At 30.4% G+C, this 21,161-nt stretch carries 18 protein-coding genes, 1 tRNA gene and 2 pseudogenes; 8 read left to right on the plus strand and 13 right to left on the minus strand.

Annotated elements, in window-relative coordinates:
- Positions 1-63: 63 nt before the first annotated feature.
- Entirely contained in the window at positions 64-429 is a 366-nt protein-coding gene (locus tag CAMP18498_RS03870) for a histidine triad nucleotide-binding protein (RefSeq protein ID WP_337197670.1), read from the plus strand.
- Positions 430-446: 17 nt separating this feature from the next.
- Here the strand turns inward: CAMP18498_RS03870 and pckA are convergent, their stop codons facing one another.
- From pckA to CAMP18498_RS03895, 5 genes are read right to left on the minus strand one after another with little or no spacing between them, the layout of a single operon-like run.
- Positions 447-2,021 carry a phosphoenolpyruvate carboxykinase (ATP) gene (gene pckA, locus CAMP18498_RS03875; protein ID WP_337197671.1) on the minus strand — a complete coding sequence of 525 codons (1,575 nt, stop codon included), beginning with the start codon at positions 2,019-2,021 and terminating at the stop codon, positions 447-449.
- Positions 2,022-2,031: 10 nt separating this feature from the next.
- Positions 2,032-3,816 (minus strand): biotin/lipoyl-containing protein, encoded by a 1,785-nt coding sequence (locus CAMP18498_RS03880; RefSeq protein WP_337197672.1) that lies wholly within the window; start codon positions 3,814-3,816, stop codon positions 2,032-2,034.
- 58 nt (positions 3,817-3,874) lie between these two features.
- Positions 3,875-5,209, minus strand: coding sequence for a sodium-dependent transporter (locus CAMP18498_RS03885; RefSeq protein ID WP_337197673.1), 1,335 nt, complete (start codon positions 5,207-5,209; stop codon positions 3,875-3,877).
- A 9-nt stretch (positions 5,210-5,218) separates the two neighbouring features.
- The gene (locus tag CAMP18498_RS03890) at positions 5,219-6,556 is read right to left on the minus strand and encodes a sodium-dependent transporter (RefSeq protein ID WP_337197674.1); all 1,338 of its coding nucleotides are present in this window, start codon (positions 6,554-6,556) and stop codon (positions 5,219-5,221) included.
- 9 nt (positions 6,557-6,565) lie between these two features.
- A complete protein-coding gene (locus CAMP18498_RS03895; protein WP_337197675.1) occupies positions 6,566-7,918 on the minus strand; it encodes a sodium-dependent transporter in 1,353 nt (450 codons plus the stop codon).
- 195 nt (positions 7,919-8,113) lie between these two features.
- On the opposite strand from CAMP18498_RS03895, the gene CAMP18498_RS03900 reads away from it, so the two are divergent.
- The 5 genes and pseudogenes from CAMP18498_RS03900 to cetZ (CAMP18498_RS07990) all read left to right on the plus strand — a co-directional run.
- Positions 8,114-8,437: a F0F1 ATP synthase subunit C gene (locus tag CAMP18498_RS03900; protein WP_012661906.1), complete on the plus strand. Its 324-nt coding sequence runs from the start codon at positions 8,114-8,116 to the stop codon at positions 8,435-8,437.
- Between the two features lie 26 nt (positions 8,438-8,463).
- Positions 8,464-8,549: transfer RNA gene (locus CAMP18498_RS03905), tRNA-Leu, on the plus strand.
- A gap of 19 nt (positions 8,550-8,568) precedes the next feature.
- Positions 8,569-9,003, plus strand: coding sequence for a hypothetical protein (locus CAMP18498_RS03910; RefSeq protein WP_337197676.1), 435 nt, complete (start codon positions 8,569-8,571; stop codon positions 9,001-9,003).
- A gap of 167 nt (positions 9,004-9,170) precedes the next feature.
- Positions 9,171-9,836, plus strand: a pseudogene (cetZ, locus tag CAMP18498_RS07985) (energy taxis response protein CetZ); the annotation flags it as partial.
- Between the two features lie 102 nt (positions 9,837-9,938).
- Positions 9,939-10,364, plus strand: a pseudogene (gene cetZ / locus CAMP18498_RS07990) (energy taxis response protein CetZ); the annotation flags it as partial.
- A gap of 11 nt (positions 10,365-10,375) precedes the next feature.
- On the opposite strand, the gene CAMP18498_RS03920 reads toward cetZ (CAMP18498_RS07990), so the two are convergent.
- The 8 genes from CAMP18498_RS03920 to CAMP18498_RS03955 form a co-directional block, all read right to left on the minus strand.
- Positions 10,376-11,539 (minus strand): metal-dependent hydrolase, encoded by a 1,164-nt coding sequence (locus CAMP18498_RS03920; protein WP_337197678.1) that lies wholly within the window; start codon positions 11,537-11,539, stop codon positions 10,376-10,378.
- Positions 11,536-12,438 carry an NAD(P)H-dependent glycerol-3-phosphate dehydrogenase gene (locus CAMP18498_RS03925; protein WP_337197679.1) on the minus strand — a complete coding sequence of 301 codons (903 nt, stop codon included), beginning with the start codon at positions 12,436-12,438 and terminating at the stop codon, positions 11,536-11,538. Before CAMP18498_RS03925 ends, CAMP18498_RS03920 begins: the two co-directional genes overlap by 4 nt.
- Positions 12,439-12,440: 2 nt before the next feature.
- On the minus strand, positions 12,441-13,859 hold the full coding sequence (gatB, locus tag CAMP18498_RS03930; RefSeq protein WP_337197680.1) for an Asp-tRNA(Asn)/Glu-tRNA(Gln) amidotransferase subunit GatB: 1,419 nt from the start codon (positions 13,857-13,859) through the stop codon (positions 12,441-12,443).
- 124 nt (positions 13,860-13,983) lie between these two features.
- Positions 13,984-14,664 (minus strand): F0F1 ATP synthase subunit A, encoded by a 681-nt coding sequence (locus CAMP18498_RS03935; RefSeq protein WP_039668715.1) that lies wholly within the window; start codon positions 14,662-14,664, stop codon positions 13,984-13,986.
- Between the two features lie 62 nt (positions 14,665-14,726).
- Entirely contained in the window at positions 14,727-16,235 is a 1,509-nt protein-coding gene (locus CAMP18498_RS03940) for a phytoene desaturase family protein (protein WP_337197681.1), read from the minus strand.
- Positions 16,226-17,566: a DNA repair protein RadA gene (radA, locus tag CAMP18498_RS03945; protein ID WP_337197682.1), complete on the minus strand. Its 1,341-nt coding sequence runs from the start codon at positions 17,564-17,566 to the stop codon at positions 16,226-16,228. Before radA ends, CAMP18498_RS03940 begins: the two co-directional genes overlap by 10 nt.
- A 3-nt stretch (positions 17,567-17,569) precedes the next feature.
- Complete coding sequence (gene ftsY, locus CAMP18498_RS03950; protein ID WP_337197683.1) at positions 17,570-18,436, minus strand: signal recognition particle-docking protein FtsY; 867 nt, start codon at positions 18,434-18,436, stop codon at positions 17,570-17,572.
- On the minus strand, positions 18,436-18,981 hold the full coding sequence (locus tag CAMP18498_RS03955) for a TlpA family protein disulfide reductase (RefSeq protein ID WP_337197684.1): 546 nt from the start codon (positions 18,979-18,981) through the stop codon (positions 18,436-18,438). Before CAMP18498_RS03955 ends, ftsY begins: the two co-directional genes overlap by 1 nt.
- 67 nt (positions 18,982-19,048) lie before the next feature.
- On the opposite strand from CAMP18498_RS03955, the gene CAMP18498_RS03960 reads away from it, so the two are divergent.
- A complete protein-coding gene (locus tag CAMP18498_RS03960; protein ID WP_337197685.1) occupies positions 19,049-19,678 on the plus strand; it encodes a 5-formyltetrahydrofolate cyclo-ligase in 630 nt (209 codons plus the stop codon).
- A complete protein-coding gene (rny, locus tag CAMP18498_RS03965; RefSeq protein WP_337197686.1) occupies positions 19,602-21,155 on the plus strand; it encodes a ribonuclease Y in 1,554 nt (517 codons plus the stop codon). The genes CAMP18498_RS03960 and rny overlap by 77 nt, the downstream gene beginning before the upstream one ends.
- Positions 21,156-21,161: the final 6 nt, after the last annotated feature.

A 21,161-nucleotide genomic window follows, 5' to 3' on the forward strand; every position in this document is an offset into this window, starting at 1 on the left:
TTTTAAACATTCTAATGTAAAATTATTTAAAATTAGCAAAAATAATAAAAAAAGGACTATTAAATGAGAGAAAAAACCGTATTTGAACTAATCGTAGAAGGAAAAATTCCTGCTAATAAAGTTTTAGAAAGTGAAAAATTTTTAGCTTTTCATGATATTAATCCTAAAGCACCTATTCATATTTTAATCATTCCAAAAGAACATTTTGAAAACTTTCAAGAATTAAGACCTGAATTAATGAGCAAAATGACACAATTTATCCAAGAATTAGCCACTCTTTTAGGACTAGATAAAAGCGGGTATAGATTAATCACTAATTGTGGAAAAAATAGCGGACAAGAAGTTTTTCATTTACATTTTCATATGTTAGGTGGATTTGAGCTTCCAAAAAATAAAGAAACCCAAATCAATCCTGAATCACTATTCTAAAAAGAGCTTAACTCTTTTTAGATAGCAGGACCAGCTAATTTAAATTCTGCTCCTTCTTTTACATCTTCATAGCATTTGAAATTTTCTATAAACATTTTCGCAAGCTTTAATTTGGTTTCTTCGTAAGCTTTTTTATCCTCCCAAGTATTAACAGGGTTTAATAACTTACTTTCTACACCTGCTAATTCTTTTGGAACTGCAAGATTGAATAAATCATAGTTTTCAAACTCACAATTTTGTATACTACCATCTAAAATCGCATTAATACAAGCTCTAGTAGCTTTTATACTCATTCTTTTGCCTACACCATAAGCTCCACCGCTCCAACCGGTATTTACCAGATAAACATTAACATTATGCTTACTGATTTTTTCGCCCAAAAGTTTTGCATAAACAGTTGGGTGTAATGGTAAAAACACTTCTCCAAAACAAGCTGAAAAAGTCGCAACAGGCTCAGTAATACCTCTTTCAGTTCCTGCTACTTTAGCAGTATAACCACTTAGAAAATAATACATTGCTTGTTCTTTACTAAGTTTACTAACCGGAGGTAAAACACCAAAAGCATCCGCTGAAAGGAAAATGATATTACTAGGATGACCTGCGCTAAGGCTTGGCTCGTGATTTAAAATATGCTCTATCGGATAAGAAACTCTAGTATTTTCAGTTTTAGAACCATCATTAAAATCAACGCTTAAATCATCTTTTAAAACTACATTTTCTAAAAGTGCATTTTGTTTGATTGCTCCATAAATTTCTGGCTCACTTTGAGGATCAAGATTGATACATTTTGCATAACAACCTCCTTCAAAATTAAATACACCCTCATCATCCCAACCATGCTCATCATCGCCTATTAATTTTCTTTTTGGATCGGTTGAAAGAGTGGTTTTACCTGTGCCACTAAGCCCAAAGAAAAGCGCCACATCGCCTTTTTCTCCAACATTAGCACTACAATGCATAGAAAGTTTATTTTCTAGTGGAAGCCAATAATTCATCATAGAAAAAATTCCTTTTTTCATCTCTCCGCCATACCAAGTTCCACCAATTACTGCTATATTTTTTTCTATGTTAAAAATTACAAAAACCTCTGAATTTAAACCATCTTTTTCATAATCTTCATTCACACATTTACAAGCATTATATACCACAAAATCAGGCTTAAACTCTTTAAGATCTTCTTCTTTTGGACGAATAAACATATTTTTTACAAAATGAGCTTGCCATGCAATTTGTGTTACAAAACGCACAGCTTTACGACTTTTTAATGAAGCTCCACAATATGCATCTTGAATATAAATATCACTATTATTAAGTTGCTTTTTAGCTTTTGCTAAAAGTTTTTCAAATAATTCCTCACTAATAGGCTGATTAATCTTACCCCAAGCAATATATTTTTGCGAAGGATCTTGTTTTACAAAATATTTATCCTTAGGGCTTCTTCCGGTAAAAATTCCCGTATCCACACTAAAGGTACCATTTTTAGTACATACACCTTCATTATTGTTTTTTTCGTGTTTTAAAAGCTCATCATAACTAAGATTATGAAAAACTTGTCCGATGTTTTCCAAACCTAAATTTTCTAAACCTATCATTTTTGCCTCCTTATTTATAAGTCATTAAAGCTTGGCCTTCACTTACACTCTCACCAGCATTTGCTAAAAGTTCTGCAATTTCTCCATCTTTACTTGCACTAACCTCAATCTCCATTTTCATAGCTTCAAGTACAGCTACAACTTGCCCTGCTTTTACACTATCGTTTTCTTTGACTAAAATTTTAAATACATTTGCATTCATACTCGCAACGATAGCATTGGCACTATCATCTACTTGTGCCTTTTTCACTTCTGTTTTGTCTGAATTTACCTTGACAGCACTTTTAACATTAACATCTCTATCAAAACCTGCACTTACTTCCACATGATATTTATTACCATTAACTGAAACGGTAAATTGATTTTCATTGATAAGACTTGGTTTTAATTTGCTATTTTTTCTAACATTAACCTTAGCTTCACCTTTTAAGAAAGCTATACCTTTTTCTTTACAAGCTGCAACGATAAAAATATTTTCTTCACTTGTTTCTAAATTTTCTTTTTCCAATAAGTTTTTAATATAAGCTATACTTTTACTCTCATCTGCATCGGCAATATCTGTGGCTAATTTTATAGTTGGTTCTAATTTTAATTGCTTACTTGCAAGCTTAATTACTTCAGAATCTGGAGCAACAGGAGTTTTTCCAAAATATCCTAAAACCATCTTGCCATATCCATCTGCGATTTTTTTCCAAGGACCAAACATTACATTATTAAAAGCTTGTTGAAAATAAAATTGCGATACAGGAGTAACCGAAGTACCATAGCCACCTTTTTCTACCACTTCTTGCATAGCTTTTATAACTTGAGGAAATTTATCTAAAATATTATTATCTCTCATCATTTGTGTATTAGCGGTTAATGCTCCACCTGGCATAGGCGAAAAAGGTATTAAAGGGTTTACCGCTGTTGCTTCAGGTGGTAGAAAATAATCTTTTAAACAATCTTTTAGCACTTCTTCATATTTTAAAATTTTTTCTTCATCCAAACCAAGATCAAAATTACTTCCTTTTAAAGCATGAAGCATGGTTAAAATATCAGGCTGAGAAGTACCACCACTAACAGGTGCAGCAGCTAAATCTATACCATCAACACCTGCCTCTAAAGCTGCTAAATAGCATGTTATACTCACCCCTGCAGTTTCATGCGTATGTAATCTTATATGCATATTTTCAGGCAAGTTTTTTCTAGCCATTTTAATAACTTCATAAATTTTATTTGGATTTGAAGTTCCACTTGCATCTTTAAAACAAATACTATCAAAAGGAATTTGTGCTTGTAGGATTTCTTTTAAAATTCTTTCATAAAAAGGCACATCATGCGCGCCTTTACATTTTGGAGGTAAATCCATTAAAGTAATAGCAATTTCATGTTTTAAGCCATGTTTAACTATACATTCTCCACTAAATTTTAAATTATTTACATCATTTAATGCATCAAAATTTCTTATGGTGGTTGTGCCATGTTTTGCAAACATTTTTGCATGCAAGTCAATAATTTCTTTACTACCTGTATCAAGTGCTACAGTATTAACCCCTCTTGCAAGAGTTTGTAAATTTGCTTCTTTTCCAACGATGGCTCTAAATTTATCCATCATTTCAAAGGCATTTTCATTTAAATAAAAAAATAGGCTTTGAAACCTAGCTCCACCGCCAAATTCAAAATGTTTAATGTCTGCTTCTTTAGCTGCTTCTAGGGCAGGAAAAAAGTCATTCATTAAAACTCTAGCACCATAAACAGATTGAAAACCATCTCTAAATGTGGTATCCATTACATCAATTAACTTTTTAGCCATAATTTTTCCTTATTTTTACATCTTTGCAATTATAACTCTACTTTCTTAAAAAATAAATTTATAAAATTTGATTTAACATAATGATAATAATCGCAACAGGCGCAACAAATCTAAGTAAAAAATACCATACTTCAAAAACAGCTTTACTCATGAATTTAGAAAATAAATTATAGATTTTCATTTTATCTACAAAAAATCCCACAAAAATAGCACTTGCAATAGCTCCAAGTGGGAGCATAAAATTAGAAGTTAATTTATCCAAAATATCAAAAAAACTTAAACCAAAAAAGCTAAAGCTAGCTCCATAACTAGCACTAAAAGATAAAATACAACTCATCCCTAAAAGAAAAACCACAAAACCTATAAAAACCAAAGCTTTTTTTCTTGAAATTTTATATTCATTCACAAGATAAAAAGTAAAAGGTTCTATCATAGAAACTGCTGAAGTAATTCCTGCAAAAAATAAAGCCAAGAAAAAATAAAAGGCTAAAAAATGCCCAAAAATAGTGTTTAAATTAGAAAACAAAGTTGTTAAAGATATAAATACAAGTCCAGCACCTTCTGCGGGATTGGCATTAAATTTAAATATAAAAGTAAATACAATAAGCCCCATCATTAAACCTATGCTGATATTTAAAAGTACAATTACAATTGAACTTGTAATTAAATTTGTATCATCTTTTAATGAAGCTGCATAAGTAGTAATACAACCTATGCCCAAACATAAAGTAAAAAAAGCAAGGCCCAAGGCTGTTAAAACCGAGTTTAGATTAAGTTTAGTAAAATCAGGATAAAACAAATAAGCAAAAGCTTCTTTAAAACCATCTTGAAAAAAACAATACACTAGCATTAAAACAAGCATAATAAACAAACTTGGCATAATCCAAACATTGAGTTTTTCTATACCACTTTTAACACCTCTTGAGACAACAAACAAGGTAAGAAAAAAAGCAATTAAAAAATACAAACTACTTTCTAAAATACTATTTTGTATTAAATTTCCAAATAAAGTTCCTGCTTCTTGGGTATTGCTAGGCAAATAATAAATCGAAGTTATCATGTATTTTAAAACCCAACCCATAATAACAAGATAAAAAGATAATACAAAAATTCCACCGAGCATAAAAAATCCCGCAAATTTCCATTTTTGAGCATATTTAGTTGCCAAGCTTTTATAAGCATTAACAGGATCACTTTGACTTAATCTTCCCATAGCAATTTCAGCCAAAAATACACAAAATCCTATACTAATAGTCAAAAGCAAATACAAAAGCACGAAGGCAAAACCACCATTTTGGCCTACTAAGGTTGGAAACTTCCAAGCATTTCCAAGCCCTATAGCCCCGCCTGCAACGGCTAATACAAAACCTATTTTAGAAAATTTATCATTCATTTTAATACCTTAGAAAAAAAGCTGTCTAGCCATGATTAAAATCACTGCTAATGGAGAAATATATCTTAAAAAGATATACCAAATCTCAAAATATATCCCGCGCATAAATGGTTGAAATAAAATTTGTAAAGCTTCTTTTTTAAGCACAAAACCCACAAAAAATGCTGTAATTAAAGCAGAAATTGGCATTAATAAATTTTGTATGAAAAAGTCTAAAATATCAAAAAAACTTTTTCCAAAGAAATTTAAACTTGGCGCACTTACATGATAAAAAGAAAGTATAGATAAACTTCCAATAAAATAAACAATCACACCTACAAAAATCAAAGCTTTTTTTCTTGAAATTTGATAACGATTTATAAGATAAAAGGTAAAAGGTTCTATCATGGAAATAGCTGAAGTAATTCCTGCAAAAAATAAAGCTATAAAAAAGGCTATGGCTAAAATATTTCCCAAAAATCCTAACTTTGCAAAAAGTGTTGTTAATGATATAAATATAAGTCCTGGTCCTTGTTGAGTAGGATCAGCTCCAAATTCAAATATAAAAGTAAATACAATAAGCCCCATCATTAAACCAATAATAGTATTAATAATAATAATATTTAAAGCACTGCTTATAAAATTTGTTTTATCGGGCAAACTTGCTGCATAAGTTAAAATCACACATACGCCCAAAGACATACTAAAAAATGCAAGCCCTAGTGCATCTAATATAGAATTAACACTTAATTTTGAAAAATCAGGCACGAATAAAAACTCACTCGCTTTAGAAAAACCATCCATACTAAAAGAATACCCAAGCATTAAAATAAGCAATATAAATAAGCTTGGCATCATCCAAACATTGAGTTTTTCTATACCACTTTTAACACCTTTTGATACTACATAAAAAATAACTATAAATACAAAAGTAAAACATATAAATTGAGATAAAACATCATTAGAAAGTAAATTTCCAAAAATAGCGCCTGCTTCATTTGTATCTTTAGGCAATTCAAAAAACCCAAAATAAGCATATTTTGCTATCCAGCCTATAACAACACTATAAAAAGATACTAAAATAATAGCACCAAGCATAAAAAATCCCGCAAATGACCAAGCTTTTTTGTTCTTTGGTGCTAAAGTATGATAAGCATTTACAGGGTCTTTTTCGCTAAGTTTTCCTATGCTAAGTTCGGCTAAAAATATCACAAAAGCCACACCTAAGGTTAAAAGTAAATACACCACTACAAAAGCTGATCCGCCATTGTTACCCACCAAAGTTGGAAACTTCCAAGCATTTCCAAGTCCAACAGCTGAACCTGCTACTGCTAATACAAAACCTATTTTAGAAAATTTTTCATTCATCTTTTAACCTTAAAAAAATAATTGTTTTACCATGATTAAAATCACCGCTAAAGGCGAGATATATCTTACAAAAAAATACCAACACTCAAAATATTTACCCCTCATATAGGGATAAAATAAAGTTTGTAAAACTTCTTTTTTAAGCACAAAACCTACAAAGATTGCCCCAAATAATCCACCTAAAGGCATCATTAAATTTGAAGCAATAAAATCTAATATATCAAAAAAACTTTTTCCAAAAAATTCTAAAGAATCTTTACTCCACTCAATTCCTGATAAAATACACAAACTTCCCAAAAAATATACAATGAAAGCTATAAAAATCAAAGCTTTTTTTCTTGTAAAATTATAAGAATTGATTAAATAAAAAGTTAAAGGCTCTATCATGGAAACTGCTGAAGTAATCCCTGCAAAAAACAATGCAATAAAAAAAGCCACAGCTAAAATATTTCCTAAAGGTAAAAAACCGATTGGATCAATATTTGAAAACAAACTCATTAAAGATACAAAAATCAAACCTGGACCTTGCTGAGCTGGATCTCCGTTAAATTCAAATATAAAAGTAAATACAATAAGCCCCATCATAATACCAATAATAATATTAATAATAATAATATTAATAGTACTTGTAATAAAATTTGTTTTATCAGGCAAACTTGCAGAATAAGTTATAATCGAGCCCACTCCAATAGATAAAGAAAAACAAGCAAGCCCTAAAGCACTCAAAAATGCGCCCACACTAAGCTTGGAAAAGTCCGGAGAAAACAAAAACTCACTCGCTTTAGAAAAACCATCCATACTAAAAGAATACCCAAGCATTAAAATAAGCAGTATAAATAAGCTTGGCATCATCCAAACATTGAGTTTTTCTATACCACTTTTAACACCTTTTGATACTACATAAAAAATAACTATAAATACAAAAGTAAAACATATAAATTGAGATAAAACATCATTAGAAAGTAAATTTCCAAAAATAGCACCACTCTCTTCTATGCTTTTTGGTAAAGGAAAAAATCCAAAATAAGCATATTTAACAATCCATCCTATAATCACACTATAAAAAGAAACAATCAAAATAGCACCTATTAAAGAAAAACCGACTATAGACCAAGCTCTTTTGTGTTTTGGTGCTAAAGTATAATAAGCATTTACAGGGTCTTTTTCACTAAGTTTTCCTATGCTAAGTTCGGCTAAAAATATCACAAAACCTACTCCCAAAGTCAAAAGGAGATACAAAAGCACAAAGGCTGATCCTCCATTTTGCCCTACTAAAGTTGGAAATTTCCAAGCATTTCCAAGCCCAACGGCTGAGCCTGCTACTGCTAATACAAAACCTATTTTAGAAAATTTTTCATTCATAAAAATAACCTTAAAATTATAAAACTATAAAAAACTTTTAATGTAGCTAAAAAAAACTTTAATTTGTTTTAAATATAGATATATTAATTTAAATTTCAATAATTTTAAAGCTATATTGATATATAATTTCGCTTCTATAAATTACGAGTAGGGATACGCAAGCCGAAAGGATTTAAATTTTTATAAGGAAAAACTATGAAAAAAATCGTATTTTTAATGCTAGCTTTAAGCGGTTTTGCATTTGCAGCTGAAGGTTCTATGAATCAATGGCTAGCTTCTTTTTCTATCTTAGCAGCAGGTTTAGGACTTGGTGTTGCAGCCTTAGGTGGTGCTATTGGTATGGGTAATACTGCAGCAGCAACTATAGCAGGTACTGCTAGAAACCCTGGTCTTGGTGGTAAATTAATGACTACTATGTTTATTGCTTTGGCGATGATTGAAGCTCAAGTTATTTATGCACTTGTTATTGCTCTTATCGCTCTTTATGCTAATCCATTCCAAGCATTAGTAGCAGCTTAATTTTTAAGCCCTATTTAGGGCTTTATGCGGTTATGGTGGAACTGGTAGACACGCCATCTTGAGGGGGTGGTACGCTCAGCGTGTGCGAGTTCAAATCTCGCTAACCGCACCATTTTAAGGAAATTTAAAAAATGGCTTTCTATCTCTTAATTAGCGCAATAGCTTTTTTAATTCTTTTCTTTGCTATTAAAAAATATACTTTAAAATTAGACGAACAAGCTTTACTTGAGCCTATAAAAAATGATATCTATCCCGAATTTTGTGATCTAATCAATGAAGAAATAAGAAATATCAAAAATAATCTTTTACAAAATACTTTTACACTTCAAAATGAAAATCATAAAGATGAATTTTTAGAAAATTTAAGCGATATGAGCAGAAAGCTTAATCATATTCAAACCATGAATTTAAGTAAAAAAAATAGTGCTTTATGGGAAGAAACTCTTTTTGACTTTTTAAAAGAGCTTGAAAAGCTTAATGAACAATACTTAAAGAATAGTGATGAGATTAATGATTCAATCAGAACTTCTTTGCAAGAAAAATTTTCTAATTTAACAAAAAACTAACACAAACAAATTATTTATTTCAAAAAACACTTTATAATTTTAAGCTATTTTTATAAAGGAAATTCATGTTTGTCAATAAGAAAAAAATCAATGAGCAAATTATTCAATTAGAACAATCCAATCAAGCTTTTCAAGATATACTTAATGCTATAAGTAAAACTATGGCGATGATAGAATTTCAAACAGATGGAACCATCATTAGCGCTAATGAAAATTTTCTAAAAACTATGAATTACTCTCTAGATGAAATTAAAGGAAAACACCATAGTATGTTTTGCTTGCCTGAAGTAGTAAAATCTCAACGCTATGTTGATTTTTGGAGAGATTTAAAAGGTGGTAAATCAAGAAATGGTCTTTTTAGACGCATCGCAAAAGGTGGAAAAGACATTTATCTTGAAGCTAATTATCTTCCTATTTTAGATCAAAATAACAAAGTATATAAGGTTATTAAATTCGCCAATGACATTACTCAAAGACACTATGAAATGCTTGATTTAAAAAATACCATAGATGCAGCTAATCGTTCTATGGCTATTATTGAATTTAATCCTTATGGAGAGATTTTAAATGCTAATGAAAACTTCACTCAAACTATGGGTTATTCATTAAGTGAAATCAAAGGAAAGCACCATAGTATGTTTTGCGAAGAAAAGTTTAGAAACTCAAAAGAATATACAATTTTTTGGGAAGAATTAAGAAGTGGTAAATTCCAATCAGGAAAATTCATACGCTTTGGTAAAAATAATAAACTTATCCACCTAGAAGCAAGTTATAATCCTATCAAAAATGATGATGGAGAAATTTACAAAGTTATTAAATTTGCAACAGATATTACTGAGCAAGTTGTAAGAGATGAGGAAAAATTAAAACTTATCAGTGAATTAGCTGAGCAAAATGATAATCTCACTCAAGAAGGTGATAGCGTCATAGAAAATACGGTTCAAAATATTCAAGGCATTGCTGATATGATGAATAATAGTAGTAATTTGGTTTCATCATTAAATGAGCAATCAGAAGAAATCAAAAATATTATTCAAACTATTAGCGATATAGCTGATCAAACTAATCTTTTAGCACTAAATGCAGCTATTGAAGCAGCGCGTGCAGGTGAGCATGGTAGAGGCTTTGCTGTAGTTGCTGATGAAGTTAGAAATCTAGCTGAAAGAACTGGACATTCAGTAAATGAAATTACCACTACCATTAATTCTATTAGAAATGTAACAGCTGAAGTAGTACAAAGTATTAAAGATGGTTTAAGTGGCGTAAATCAAAGTGTGGACTTAGCTAAAGAGGCTAGAGAGTGTATGGAAAAAATTAGAAATAGCTCAGCTCAAGTAGCACAAGCTATGCAAAATAAATAAAAGTTTTTAGCTTAGATGCTAAAAACTTTTCCTGCTATAAAGCTTTTCTCTACCTTACCTTGCAAGATATCATTTACATATAAACCTTCTCCATTAAAAGAAAGTTTTTCATCAAATACAACTAAATCAGCATCAAAGCCAATTTCTATTTTACCTTTGTTTAATCCTAAAAATTGCGCTTGATTATAACTTGTAAAATCACATAATTCTTTCCAAGTTAAGATACCTTCTTTTACTAAATATGTAAAACATAAACTCATATACATAGCTATAACATTAACTCCAAAATCTGCTTCATCAAAAGCTAAATCTTTTTTAGTGCTAGGAGTATGCAAAGAGCTTAAGAAAGTAATTTTTTTATTTTGAAGTAATTTTTTAAGGCTTATTAATTCATCTTTTGCTCTTAATGGAGGTAAGATTTTTGCTTGAGTGTTGAAATTTTCACATGCACTTTCATCTTTGATTAAATGATGGATTGAAATTTCACTATATTGATCATGCAATAATTCAAATGATCTTGCAATTGCTAAAGAGCTAAAACAAGCTTTGTTTTTATAAAATTTCACTAGTTCTTTCATTTTTGCCACTTCACTAGTTTCAGCTATATTACTAATTCCTATAAGTCCTAATTCAAAACTTATTTGTCCATCGTTCATCACTCCATGATCATCAAAACTCTCATCAAAACACTTTAAAAACACCGGAGTTGATTTCATATTAGCATATTGCATACATTGTCTTAAATAATTTGCACCCAAAGTACTTGAAAGCTCTAAGCCTTTTGCGCCCATATCAATTAAGGTAGCAATATTTTTTAATTTTTCTGTTTTATCTAATACATTAATAGTAGGTAAAACATTAATATCTAAAGATTTTAATTTATCAAAATAAAGCACATAGCCTTGAGTGTTAGCTTCTAAACTATCTTTTAAAACAATAGTCCCTACCCCACCTTTTAAGCATGCTTTTTCAAGATCATATAATTTATCTATACTAAATTCATTATCAAGCAAACTAACATTTAAATCAATAAACGAAGGAAGTAAAGTCTTACCTTCTATATCAACAATATGCTCATCATCATTTAAATCATTAGCAATTTGAGTGATTTTTCCATCTTCTATTTTAAGATCAAACTTTTGCTCACCATAAATTTTTGCATTTTTGATAATCATGATATTTCCTCCTTTGATGACATCAAATCTTTCAAAGATTCCCAAGCATTCTTACCCTCTAACATTAAGACTACTTCGTTAACAATCGGGGTATAAATTTGAAATTGTTTTGATAAAGAATGTATAGCATAAGCAGTTTGCACTCCTTCGGCTACCTCGCCAAGTTCCATTAAAATATCTTTTATATTTTTACCACTAGACAAACTTAAACCTACTCTATAATTTCTTGATAGATTGCTTGAAGCTGTTAAAAATAAATCTCCAGCCCCACTAAGTCCTAAAAAAGTTTCTTCTTTGGCGTTAAAAAATTGCCCAAAACGGTGCATTTCTACTAAGCCTCTTGAAACCAAAGAAGCTCTTGCATTATTACCTAAATTTAAGCCATCACAAACCCCGCTTGCAATTGCTAAAACATTCTTATATGCACCACAAATCTCAACACCTTTAACATCAGAACTTGTATAAGTTTTAATATAATTTGGAAAAAAACTTGCAAATTGATTACAAAGATCTTGATTTTTACCACTAACAACCAAAGCACAAGGTTTTTTTTCTAGCACCTCACTTGCAAAAGAAGGACCACTTAAAAAACAAAGTCTATCACTACTTATAAACTCGCTAAAAACCTCATCCATAAATTTTAAACTTTTACAATCAATACCCTTAGAAGCTACAAGAATTTTTTGATTTAAATCTTTAAAATTATTTACAAGCCACTCATATATTCCTTGAGTATATAAAGCAAAAACTAAATATTCATATTCTAAAGCTTCTTTGGTGCCAACAAAATAAGAAAGATTTTTTTCGTGAAAAGAAGTTATCACGCATTCATTTTTAACACTCAATGCATCATATAAAGCACTTCCCCATTTTCCTGCACCAACAACTGCTATTTTCATATTTAACCAAGTTTTACTTTTAAAATTTCATTCACTTTAGCAGGATTAAATGCACCTTTACCCGCTTTCATTGCTTGACCAACAAAGAAACCAAAAAGTTTATCTTTGCCACTTTTATATTCAGCTACTTTATCTTTATTGTTTGCTAAAATTTCATCAATAATCTTTTCAATAGCACCATCATCGCTTACTTGTTTTAAACCAAGTTTTTCAATAGCATCATCAATTTCAACTTCTGTATTTTCAAACACATAAGCTAAAATATCCTTACCTGCTTTAGCACTAATAACACCTTCTTCTATGCGCTTGATTAAAATAGCTAATTTTTCTTGTTTTATAGGTGAGTTTTCTATGGTCAATTCACCTTTTAAAAGTCCCATTAACTCAGTCGTAAGCCAAGTAACACAAAGTTTTGGGTTTAATTTTTGATTAATTAGATACTCAAAATATCTACAAAGCTCTAATGAAGAAACAATCACTTCACTATCACTTTCTTTAATACCTAATTCACTAACAAATCTAGCTTTTTTCTCATCAGGAAGTTCAGGTATATCTTGACTTAGCATTTCATCACCTAAAATTACAGGTAAAAGATCAGGATCAGGGAAATATCTATATTCAGCAGAATCTTCCTTGCCTCTCATACTTCTAGTAACTAAATTAACCGTATCAAATAATCTTGTTTCTTGCACAACTTCTTGGTCGTATTTTCCATCTTCCCAAGCTTCACTTTGACGTTTTACTTCATACTCAATCGCCTTTTGGATAAAACGGAATGAATTTAAGTTTTTAATCTCCACTCTAGTATAAAGATTATCATCACCTTTAGGACGAATACTAACATTAGCATCACATCTAAAACTACCTTCTTGCATATTTGCATCTGAAATATCTAAAAATCTTATAATAGAATGTAACTTTTTCAAATAAGCAACTGCCTCATCAGAGCTTCTAAGTTCAGGTTCACTAACAATTTCAAGCAAAGGCATGCCTGCTCTATTTAAATCTACTTTTGAAAAATTACTCTCGTGTATATTTTTTCCTGCATCTTCTTCTAAATGAGCTCTGGTGATACCTATGCGTTTATTTTCTCCATTTGCATTGATAAACAACTCGCCATTTTCTACTATAGGAATATCAAATTGCGAAATTTGATAAGCTTTGGGCAAATCAGGATAAAAATAATTTTTTCTATTAAAAATACTTTTTTTATTTATAGTTGCATTAACAGCTTTTCCAAATGCTATGGCTTTTTTTACCGCTTCTTGATTCAATACAGGTAAAGCACCTGGTAAGGCTAAACATGTTGGGCATACATTAGTATTTGATTTTTCTCCAAAAGAAGTCACACATGAGCAAAAGATTTTTGTTTTTGTATTTAATTGCGCATGAACTTCAAGTCCTATAACAACTTCAAACATTAAAATTTTCCTTAGAATTTTTTGTTTATTCTAGCGTTTTTTATTTCAAAAAGAGTTTAAAAAAGAATAAAAGAAGTATATTAAAAAAGAAAAAAGCAAAAAATAATTTTTTGCTTTTTAAAAATTAATGATGTTCATCAACTACAGTTGCACCTGCTAAATAAACATAAGTTAAAATCATAAAAATAAAAGATTGTAAAAATGCCATAAAAGTTAAAAGCATATAAGCAGGTAGTGGCGCAACCCAAGGCACAAGAGCTAAAATGACTGCTAAGAATAAATCATCTCCCTTGATATTACCAAATAAACGGAAAGATAAAGAAATAACTCTTGAAAAATGAGAAACCACTTCTATAGGAAACATTAAAGGTGCTAGAATTTTCACAGGTCCCATGAAATGTGCAAAATACTTAAAAAATCCTTGAGTTCTAATGCCTTCAAAATGATAATATACAAATACTATAATAGCCAAAGAAGCACTAAAATTTAAACTAGCACTTGGAGCTTCAAAACCAGGGATAATTCCTATAATATTGCTAAAAAATACCATAAAACCTATAGTTGCAACTAAAGGCAAGTATTTTCTAGCAGCTTCATCACTACCCATAGTATCCCTACCCATACTTAAAATGCCTTCCATATAAGCTTCAGCTAAATTCTGACTACCTCTTGGGACAATTTGCATAGATCTTGTAGCAAGTTTTGCTAAAATCAAAGAAATCACAACTACTATACCTAAGTGAAAAAAGTATGCAAAAGTGTGACTAGAATCTATAAAAGAACTAAACAAAAATAAATCTTTCATTAAAAATCCTTAGCAGAATAAATATTTCAAAGCTAATATTATAAAAAAAAATTGCTTATATTTTAATGAAAATTCATTTTATTTGCGCAAAAATATCCACCCAAAATCGCACCTGTAAAACCACCGCCAGGAAATATAAAAGCATTGGCAAAATACAAATTTTCTACACTTTTACTTTTATAATGTAATCTATATTTAGCTCCTTCTTGATCTTGAGAAAATCCATAAATTGCACCCTCATAAGCTTTAGTGTATCTTTGTATAGTTTTTGGAGTGGCTAATTCTTGATGGATTAAGTGTGAACTTAAATTCGGAAAAATCTCATCTAGTCTTTGCACTATAGCTTTTAACACCTCTTCTTTTTTAGCTTTATAATCTTGCTTATTTAAATCCCATTCACTATAATTTGAACTAAAAGCTACAACACCTATGTATTTATCACTAGCTAAGCCGCTATCAACCTTAGAATAATTCACAAAAGCTATAGGTCTTTTTTTGATATCTAGTTTTAAAATATTAGTATTTTCATATGAACTATTTAAAAAATCATCTTCAAATATAAAATTACAATAATCCATATTTTCATAAATTTTAGAAATATCTTTATCATAAATAAAATAAGCACTTACCAAAGAACAAGCACGCTTTTTAGATTCTATTGCTTTGATTTCTTGGGTTAAATTTAAATCTTTAAGCAAGTCTTTATATACGATTAAAGGATCACAATTAGCAATAATTTTTTGCGCATAAACCGTGTGAGTTTCATTTTTATGAGTATATTCTACTCCATAAGCTTTTTGATCTTTTGTGAGTATTTTAACAACTTCAGCCTTAGCTAAAACCTGTCCTTGATTTTCTTTGATAACCTCAGCCAAAGCATCACTTAAAGCTTGCGAGCCACCTTTAATGTATACTCCGCCATCGTAATAATGTTTTTGTGCCATAGCATGATAAGAAAAAATAAATTCTTTACTATCATGATGATAATAACTCATATTTGCATTTAAAATCTTTTTTAGCTTATCATTTTTAATATAAGCATTTAAAACATCATAAACTTTTTTATTAAACAATCTATTTTTAATAAATATCCAAGCAGTATCAAAAGGAAACAACAATAACTCGCTTAATTTTAAATCCCAAGGAAATCTTCGAATAGCATAAGCTTGCATTTTTATAGCTTTAAAATATTTATCTATACCTTTACTTTCTTGTGGAAATTCTTTTTTCAAAACTTCTTTTACTTTTTCTATACCATGAGGTAAAGTTAGATTATAGTTTTTGCTTTTAATACTCCATGCACTTGGTAAAGGTAAAATTTCAATTTTATTCTTTATGCCAAGCTTATCAAAAACTAAATGCTTCATATCAGTCTTTGCTTCACCTAGGTCCATCTCATGAAGCCCCGCATCAATCAAAGCACCTTTTCTTTTAAAACAAGTAGCGCAACCACCAATTAAAGAATGCTGTTCTAAAACTAAAACTTTTTTACCATTTCTAGCTAAAAAAGCACCCGCACTTAAGCCTCCAAGACCTGAACCTATAATAACTACATCAAATTTCACATCCATTTTAACATCTCTCCTAATTCTTTTACAATATAACATTTTAAATCTATTTCATCAATAGATCTTGTTGGTATTATAGCACATTTAAATTTTTGCATTTTAGCCTCTTTTAAACGCACATCAAGTGAAAATACTTCTTTAATCTCACCATTTAAACTAAGCTCACCTATAAAAACACTATCCTTGCTTAAAGGGCGGTTTTTAAAACTTGAAATAATCGCCGCAACGACTGCTAAATCTGCCGCAGTTTCACTGATTTTTACCCCGCCACTTACATTAATAAAAACATCATAATGCCCCAAGGGAATTTCAAGCTTTCTCTCTAGTAAAGCTATGAGCATATCTAAACGATTTTTTTCATAGCCTGTTGCACTACGCTTTGGATAAGCACTCTCACAAACTAAGGCTTGAATTTCTAGCACTAAAGCTCTGCTTCCTTCCATTACCACGCTTAAAGCACTACCACTTACTGCCTTACCACGCGTAAAAAATCTATTAGCTATATCTTTAGCGCTAATCAAGCCCTTGGAAGTCATTTCAAAAATACCAACTTCGGAAATATTTCCAAAACGATTTTTAAAGCCTCTTAAAATTCTTATTTCTTTATTGGCATCGCCTTCAAAATAAAGCACTACATCTACCATATGCTCTAAAATTCTAGGTCCAGCTATAGCCCCATCTTTAGTGATATGTCCTATAATAAAAGTGCTAATATTATTGGCTTTAGAATAGCGCATCAACTCAAAAGTAATTTCTCTAACTTGAGTGATACTACCTGCTGCTGAAGTAATTTTATTAGAATATAAAGTTTGAATAGAATCAATAATTAAAATTTCATAATCTTTTTTAGAAAGTTCGCTTAAAATATCTTCCAAGCAAAGTTCAGTAAGTAAAAATAAATTTTCACAATTTGCATTCAAACGATCTGCACGCAGTTTGATTTGAGATTTACTCTCCTCACCACTTACATAAAGCACTTTTTTACCACTTTTAGCCAAATTCGAAGCAATTTTTAATAAAAGTGTGGATTTTCCAACCCCAGGTGAACCCCCAATTAACACTAAAGAACCCACAACGAGCCCGCCACCTAAAACTAAATCAAGCTCATTATCATCAGTGCTAATGCGTGTGAAATTTTCTGCTATAACATCATTTATACATACTGCAGAACTTGGGGTGTTTGAGAGTGAATTTAACTCTTTTAAAACCTTAATTTGTTCTTGCTTTAGCTCAACAAAACTATCCCAAGAACCACATTCAGGACATTTGCCTAGCCATTTACTTTGTTGATTTCCACAAGCTTGACATTCAAATAAAATGTGTTTTTTAGCCATAAATTACGCAAAAATCTCTTCAACTAAAGTTTTAACATATTCATTAGGATTAAACTCATGAATTTGTCCTAGTTGCTCTCCTACTCCTATATATAAAATAGGAAGCTCAAGTTCTCTTGCTATACTAAACAAAGCTCCACCTTTAGCAGTTCCATCAAGTTTTGTAATAATCACTCCATCAAGTTTTACTAAATCATTAAAAGCTTTTGCTTGCAAAATTCCTGCCACACCTTGAGTACCATCAAGCACAAGGATTTTTCTATGAGGAGCTCCCTGCATAGCTTTATCACTTATGCGAACAATTTTTTCAAGCTCATTAGCAAGATTTTTTTGATTTTGCAAGCGTCCTGCTGTATCTAAAATAACCCTATCATAATTTTTTGCCAAAGCTTTAGAAATAGCATCATAAGCGACTGCTGAAGGATCATGTCCTTGTGAAGTAGCTATGATATCTATATCTAATTTTTGCGCCCATAATTTTAACTGCTCTATAGCTCCTGCCCTAAAAGTATCACAAGCTCCAAGTATAACTTTTTCGCCATTTTCTTTATGTAAATGCGCCATTTTAGCAATGCTTGTAGTCTTACCTACCCCATTTACACCTAAAATCAAATCCACAAAAGGCTTGACATTAGCAAGTTCTGGTCTATCATAAATAAAATAAGTCCCCATAACACGCTCTAAATCGGCCTTTTTAACCTCATCATTTGGAGGAAGATAATAAATAATTTCTTCAACTATCTCATATGCCACATCAGCTTCTAAAAGCATTTCTTCAAGTAAATCTTTAGTAATGATTTTATTTGAAGCTTTAACTAAATGAATACTTTCTAAGGTTTTTTTCAAACCATTTTTTAAAAATCCAAACATTACATTATCGCTTTTTGTATATCTATATCTAACATTTCTTCAGGGATTATCCCTAAATACTCTTTAATCTTTTCGCCTTTTGCATTAAACAACACCATTGTTGGTATAGAACTGACATTTAAAACTTTAGAAAAAACAAAATTATTCTCCCCTATAATCGCTGGAAATTTCATTTTTTCATTTTCTATAAAAGTTAATATTTCTTGCTCTTTATTTTCTTCCAAAAAAAGCGCTATTACTTCAAATTTTTCTTGATATTTATTATTTAGATTATTTAAATGTGGAATTTGAGCCTTACAAGGTGTACACCAACTTGTAAAAAAAACAAACAATTTAGCTTTAGCTGTATCATCAAAATTAAATGCTTGCTCATGATATTTCACATACATTTTTCTACCATCTAAAAATTTTAAAGTAAAATCAATATTTTCACTTTGAGTCAAACTCGCATTGTCTGCATTTTCAGCGCTAGTATTTTCTTTATCACTCGAACATGAAGTAAAAAAAATCATGGCAAAAATTGCTAAAAAAAATTTAAATTTCAAGTCTTATCCTTATGATTTTTTAAGCTTAAAAGTATAACATAAAAAGTTAAAAACTTTAAGGAAAGCCTTGACAAAAAACAATTTTAGAATAAAACAAAAATCCAAAATGCATTTAAAATTAAAGTATCAATACAAAAGGGATTTTTTGGTTTTTCAAGAAATAAAGAAAATTCTAAATTTATACAAAAATTGTAGAAATATCCTTATATATATCCCTTTAAAATATGAAATTAATCTTTATAAATTCAGACATTTTCTAACAAAAAAATATCAAATTTTCGTCCCATTTATGCAAGATAAAAGTTTAAAGGTAGTAAAATTAAGATTAGCTCTTGAAAAAAAGAGCTTTGGGGTGTATGAGCCAAAAGATTCTTTTTTGCAAACTCACATTGATGTTGCGATTATCCCTGTAATAGGCGTAGATGCAAAATTAGGAAGAATCGGTCATGGTCAAGGTTTTTACGATAGGTTCTTTGAAAGCATTTCTTATAAAAAACCTTTGGTTGTTTTTACACAAATGATTGATGCAAAATCTGATCAATTTTTTAGCCAAGATCATGATATAAAAGGAAATTTTTATATAAACCCTTATAAAAAATATTTTAGGAAAGTTAAAAACAATGATAGAAATATTAGTCGCATTAATAGCCGTTTTTATAGGCGGAGGGATTGGGTATATAGTCGCCAAAAAGATTAATGATGCAAATTTCAATATCTTTTTAGAGCAAGCAAAAGCAAAAGCAAAAGCCATTGAGTACGAAGCTGAACTAACGCTTAAAGATGCTAAAAATTCAGTTGCTGAAGCTGAATTTGCAGCAAAGAAAAAATTTGATGAAAAAATTCAAAAACTTCAAAAAGAACATTCTATTAAGCTAGAAGAGCTTAATAAAAAAGAACAAAACCTTCATTATCAAGAAAAACTTCATGAGGAAAACAAAAACAAGTTAGTAAAAGAGCAACAAGCTATAAAAGCTTTGCATGGGGAAAATGAAAATTTAAAACAAAACTATGAAGCAAAACTTAGTGAGGTATTAAAAATACTTGAATATTCAGCCGGTCTTACACAAGAAGAAGCAAAAAATATAGTTTTACAAAAAGTAGAAGAAAACTCAAGAGCTGAAATTGCTCATATTGTTAGAAAATACGAAGAAGAAGCTAGAAATGAAGCTAAAAGAAAGGCTAACTTTATCTTAGCGCAAGCTACTTCAAGATTTGCAGGGGAATTTGCTGCTGAAAGATTAATCAATGTAGTAAATATCAAAAATGATGAGCTAAAAGGTCGTATTATAGGTAAAGAAGGAAGAAATGTTAAAACCTTAGAAATGGTTTTGGGTGTTGATATTATCATCGATGATACGCCTGGAGCGATTATAGTAAGTTGTTTTAATCTATATAGACGTGCCATTGCTACAAAGGTGATTGAACTTTTAGTTGAAGACGGCAGAATTCAACCTGCAAAAATAGAAGAAATTCATGAAAAAGTTTGCAAAGAATTTGAAGATAATATCTTAGAAGAAGGTCAAACTATAGTAATGGATTTGGGACTTAATAATATGCATCCTGAAATTGTTAAATTAATAGGAAAATTAAGATATAGAGCAAGTTATGGCCAAAATGCCCTAGCGCATTCTTTAGAAGTGGCACATTTAGCTGGAATCATAGCAGCTGAGTGTGGCGGAGATGAAAAACTAGCAAGAAGAGCTGGGATTTTACACGATATAGGCAAGGCTTTAACGCATGAATTTGAAGGTTCTCATGTGGATTTAGGAGCTGAGCTTTGTAAAAGATATAAAGAGCATCCTGTTGTGATTAATGCAATTTATGCTCACCATGGACATGAAGAGGCTACAAGTATAGAATCAGCTGCTGTTTGTACAGCAGATACACTAAGCGCTGCGCGTCCTGGTGCAAGGCGTGAGGTACTTGAGGCCTTCTTGAAACGAGTTAGCGAACTTGAAGATATAGCAAAAAGTAAAGAAGGGGTTAAAAAAGCTTATGCTATTAATGCTGGTAGGGAGATTAGAGTTATTGTTAATGCAAAATTAGTCAATGATGATGAATCTGTGCTTTTAGCTAAAGAAATAGCTGAAGAAATTCAAGAAAAAGTTCAATACCCTGGTGAAATAAAAGTCAATGTCATCAGAGAGCTTAGAGCTATTGATTTTGCAAGATAAGGTTTT

The sequence above is a fragment of the Campylobacter sp. W0066.2 genome, assembly GCF_024723515.1.
In the GTDB taxonomy this organism is placed as follows: domain Bacteria; phylum Campylobacterota; class Campylobacteria; order Campylobacterales; family Campylobacteraceae; genus Campylobacter_D.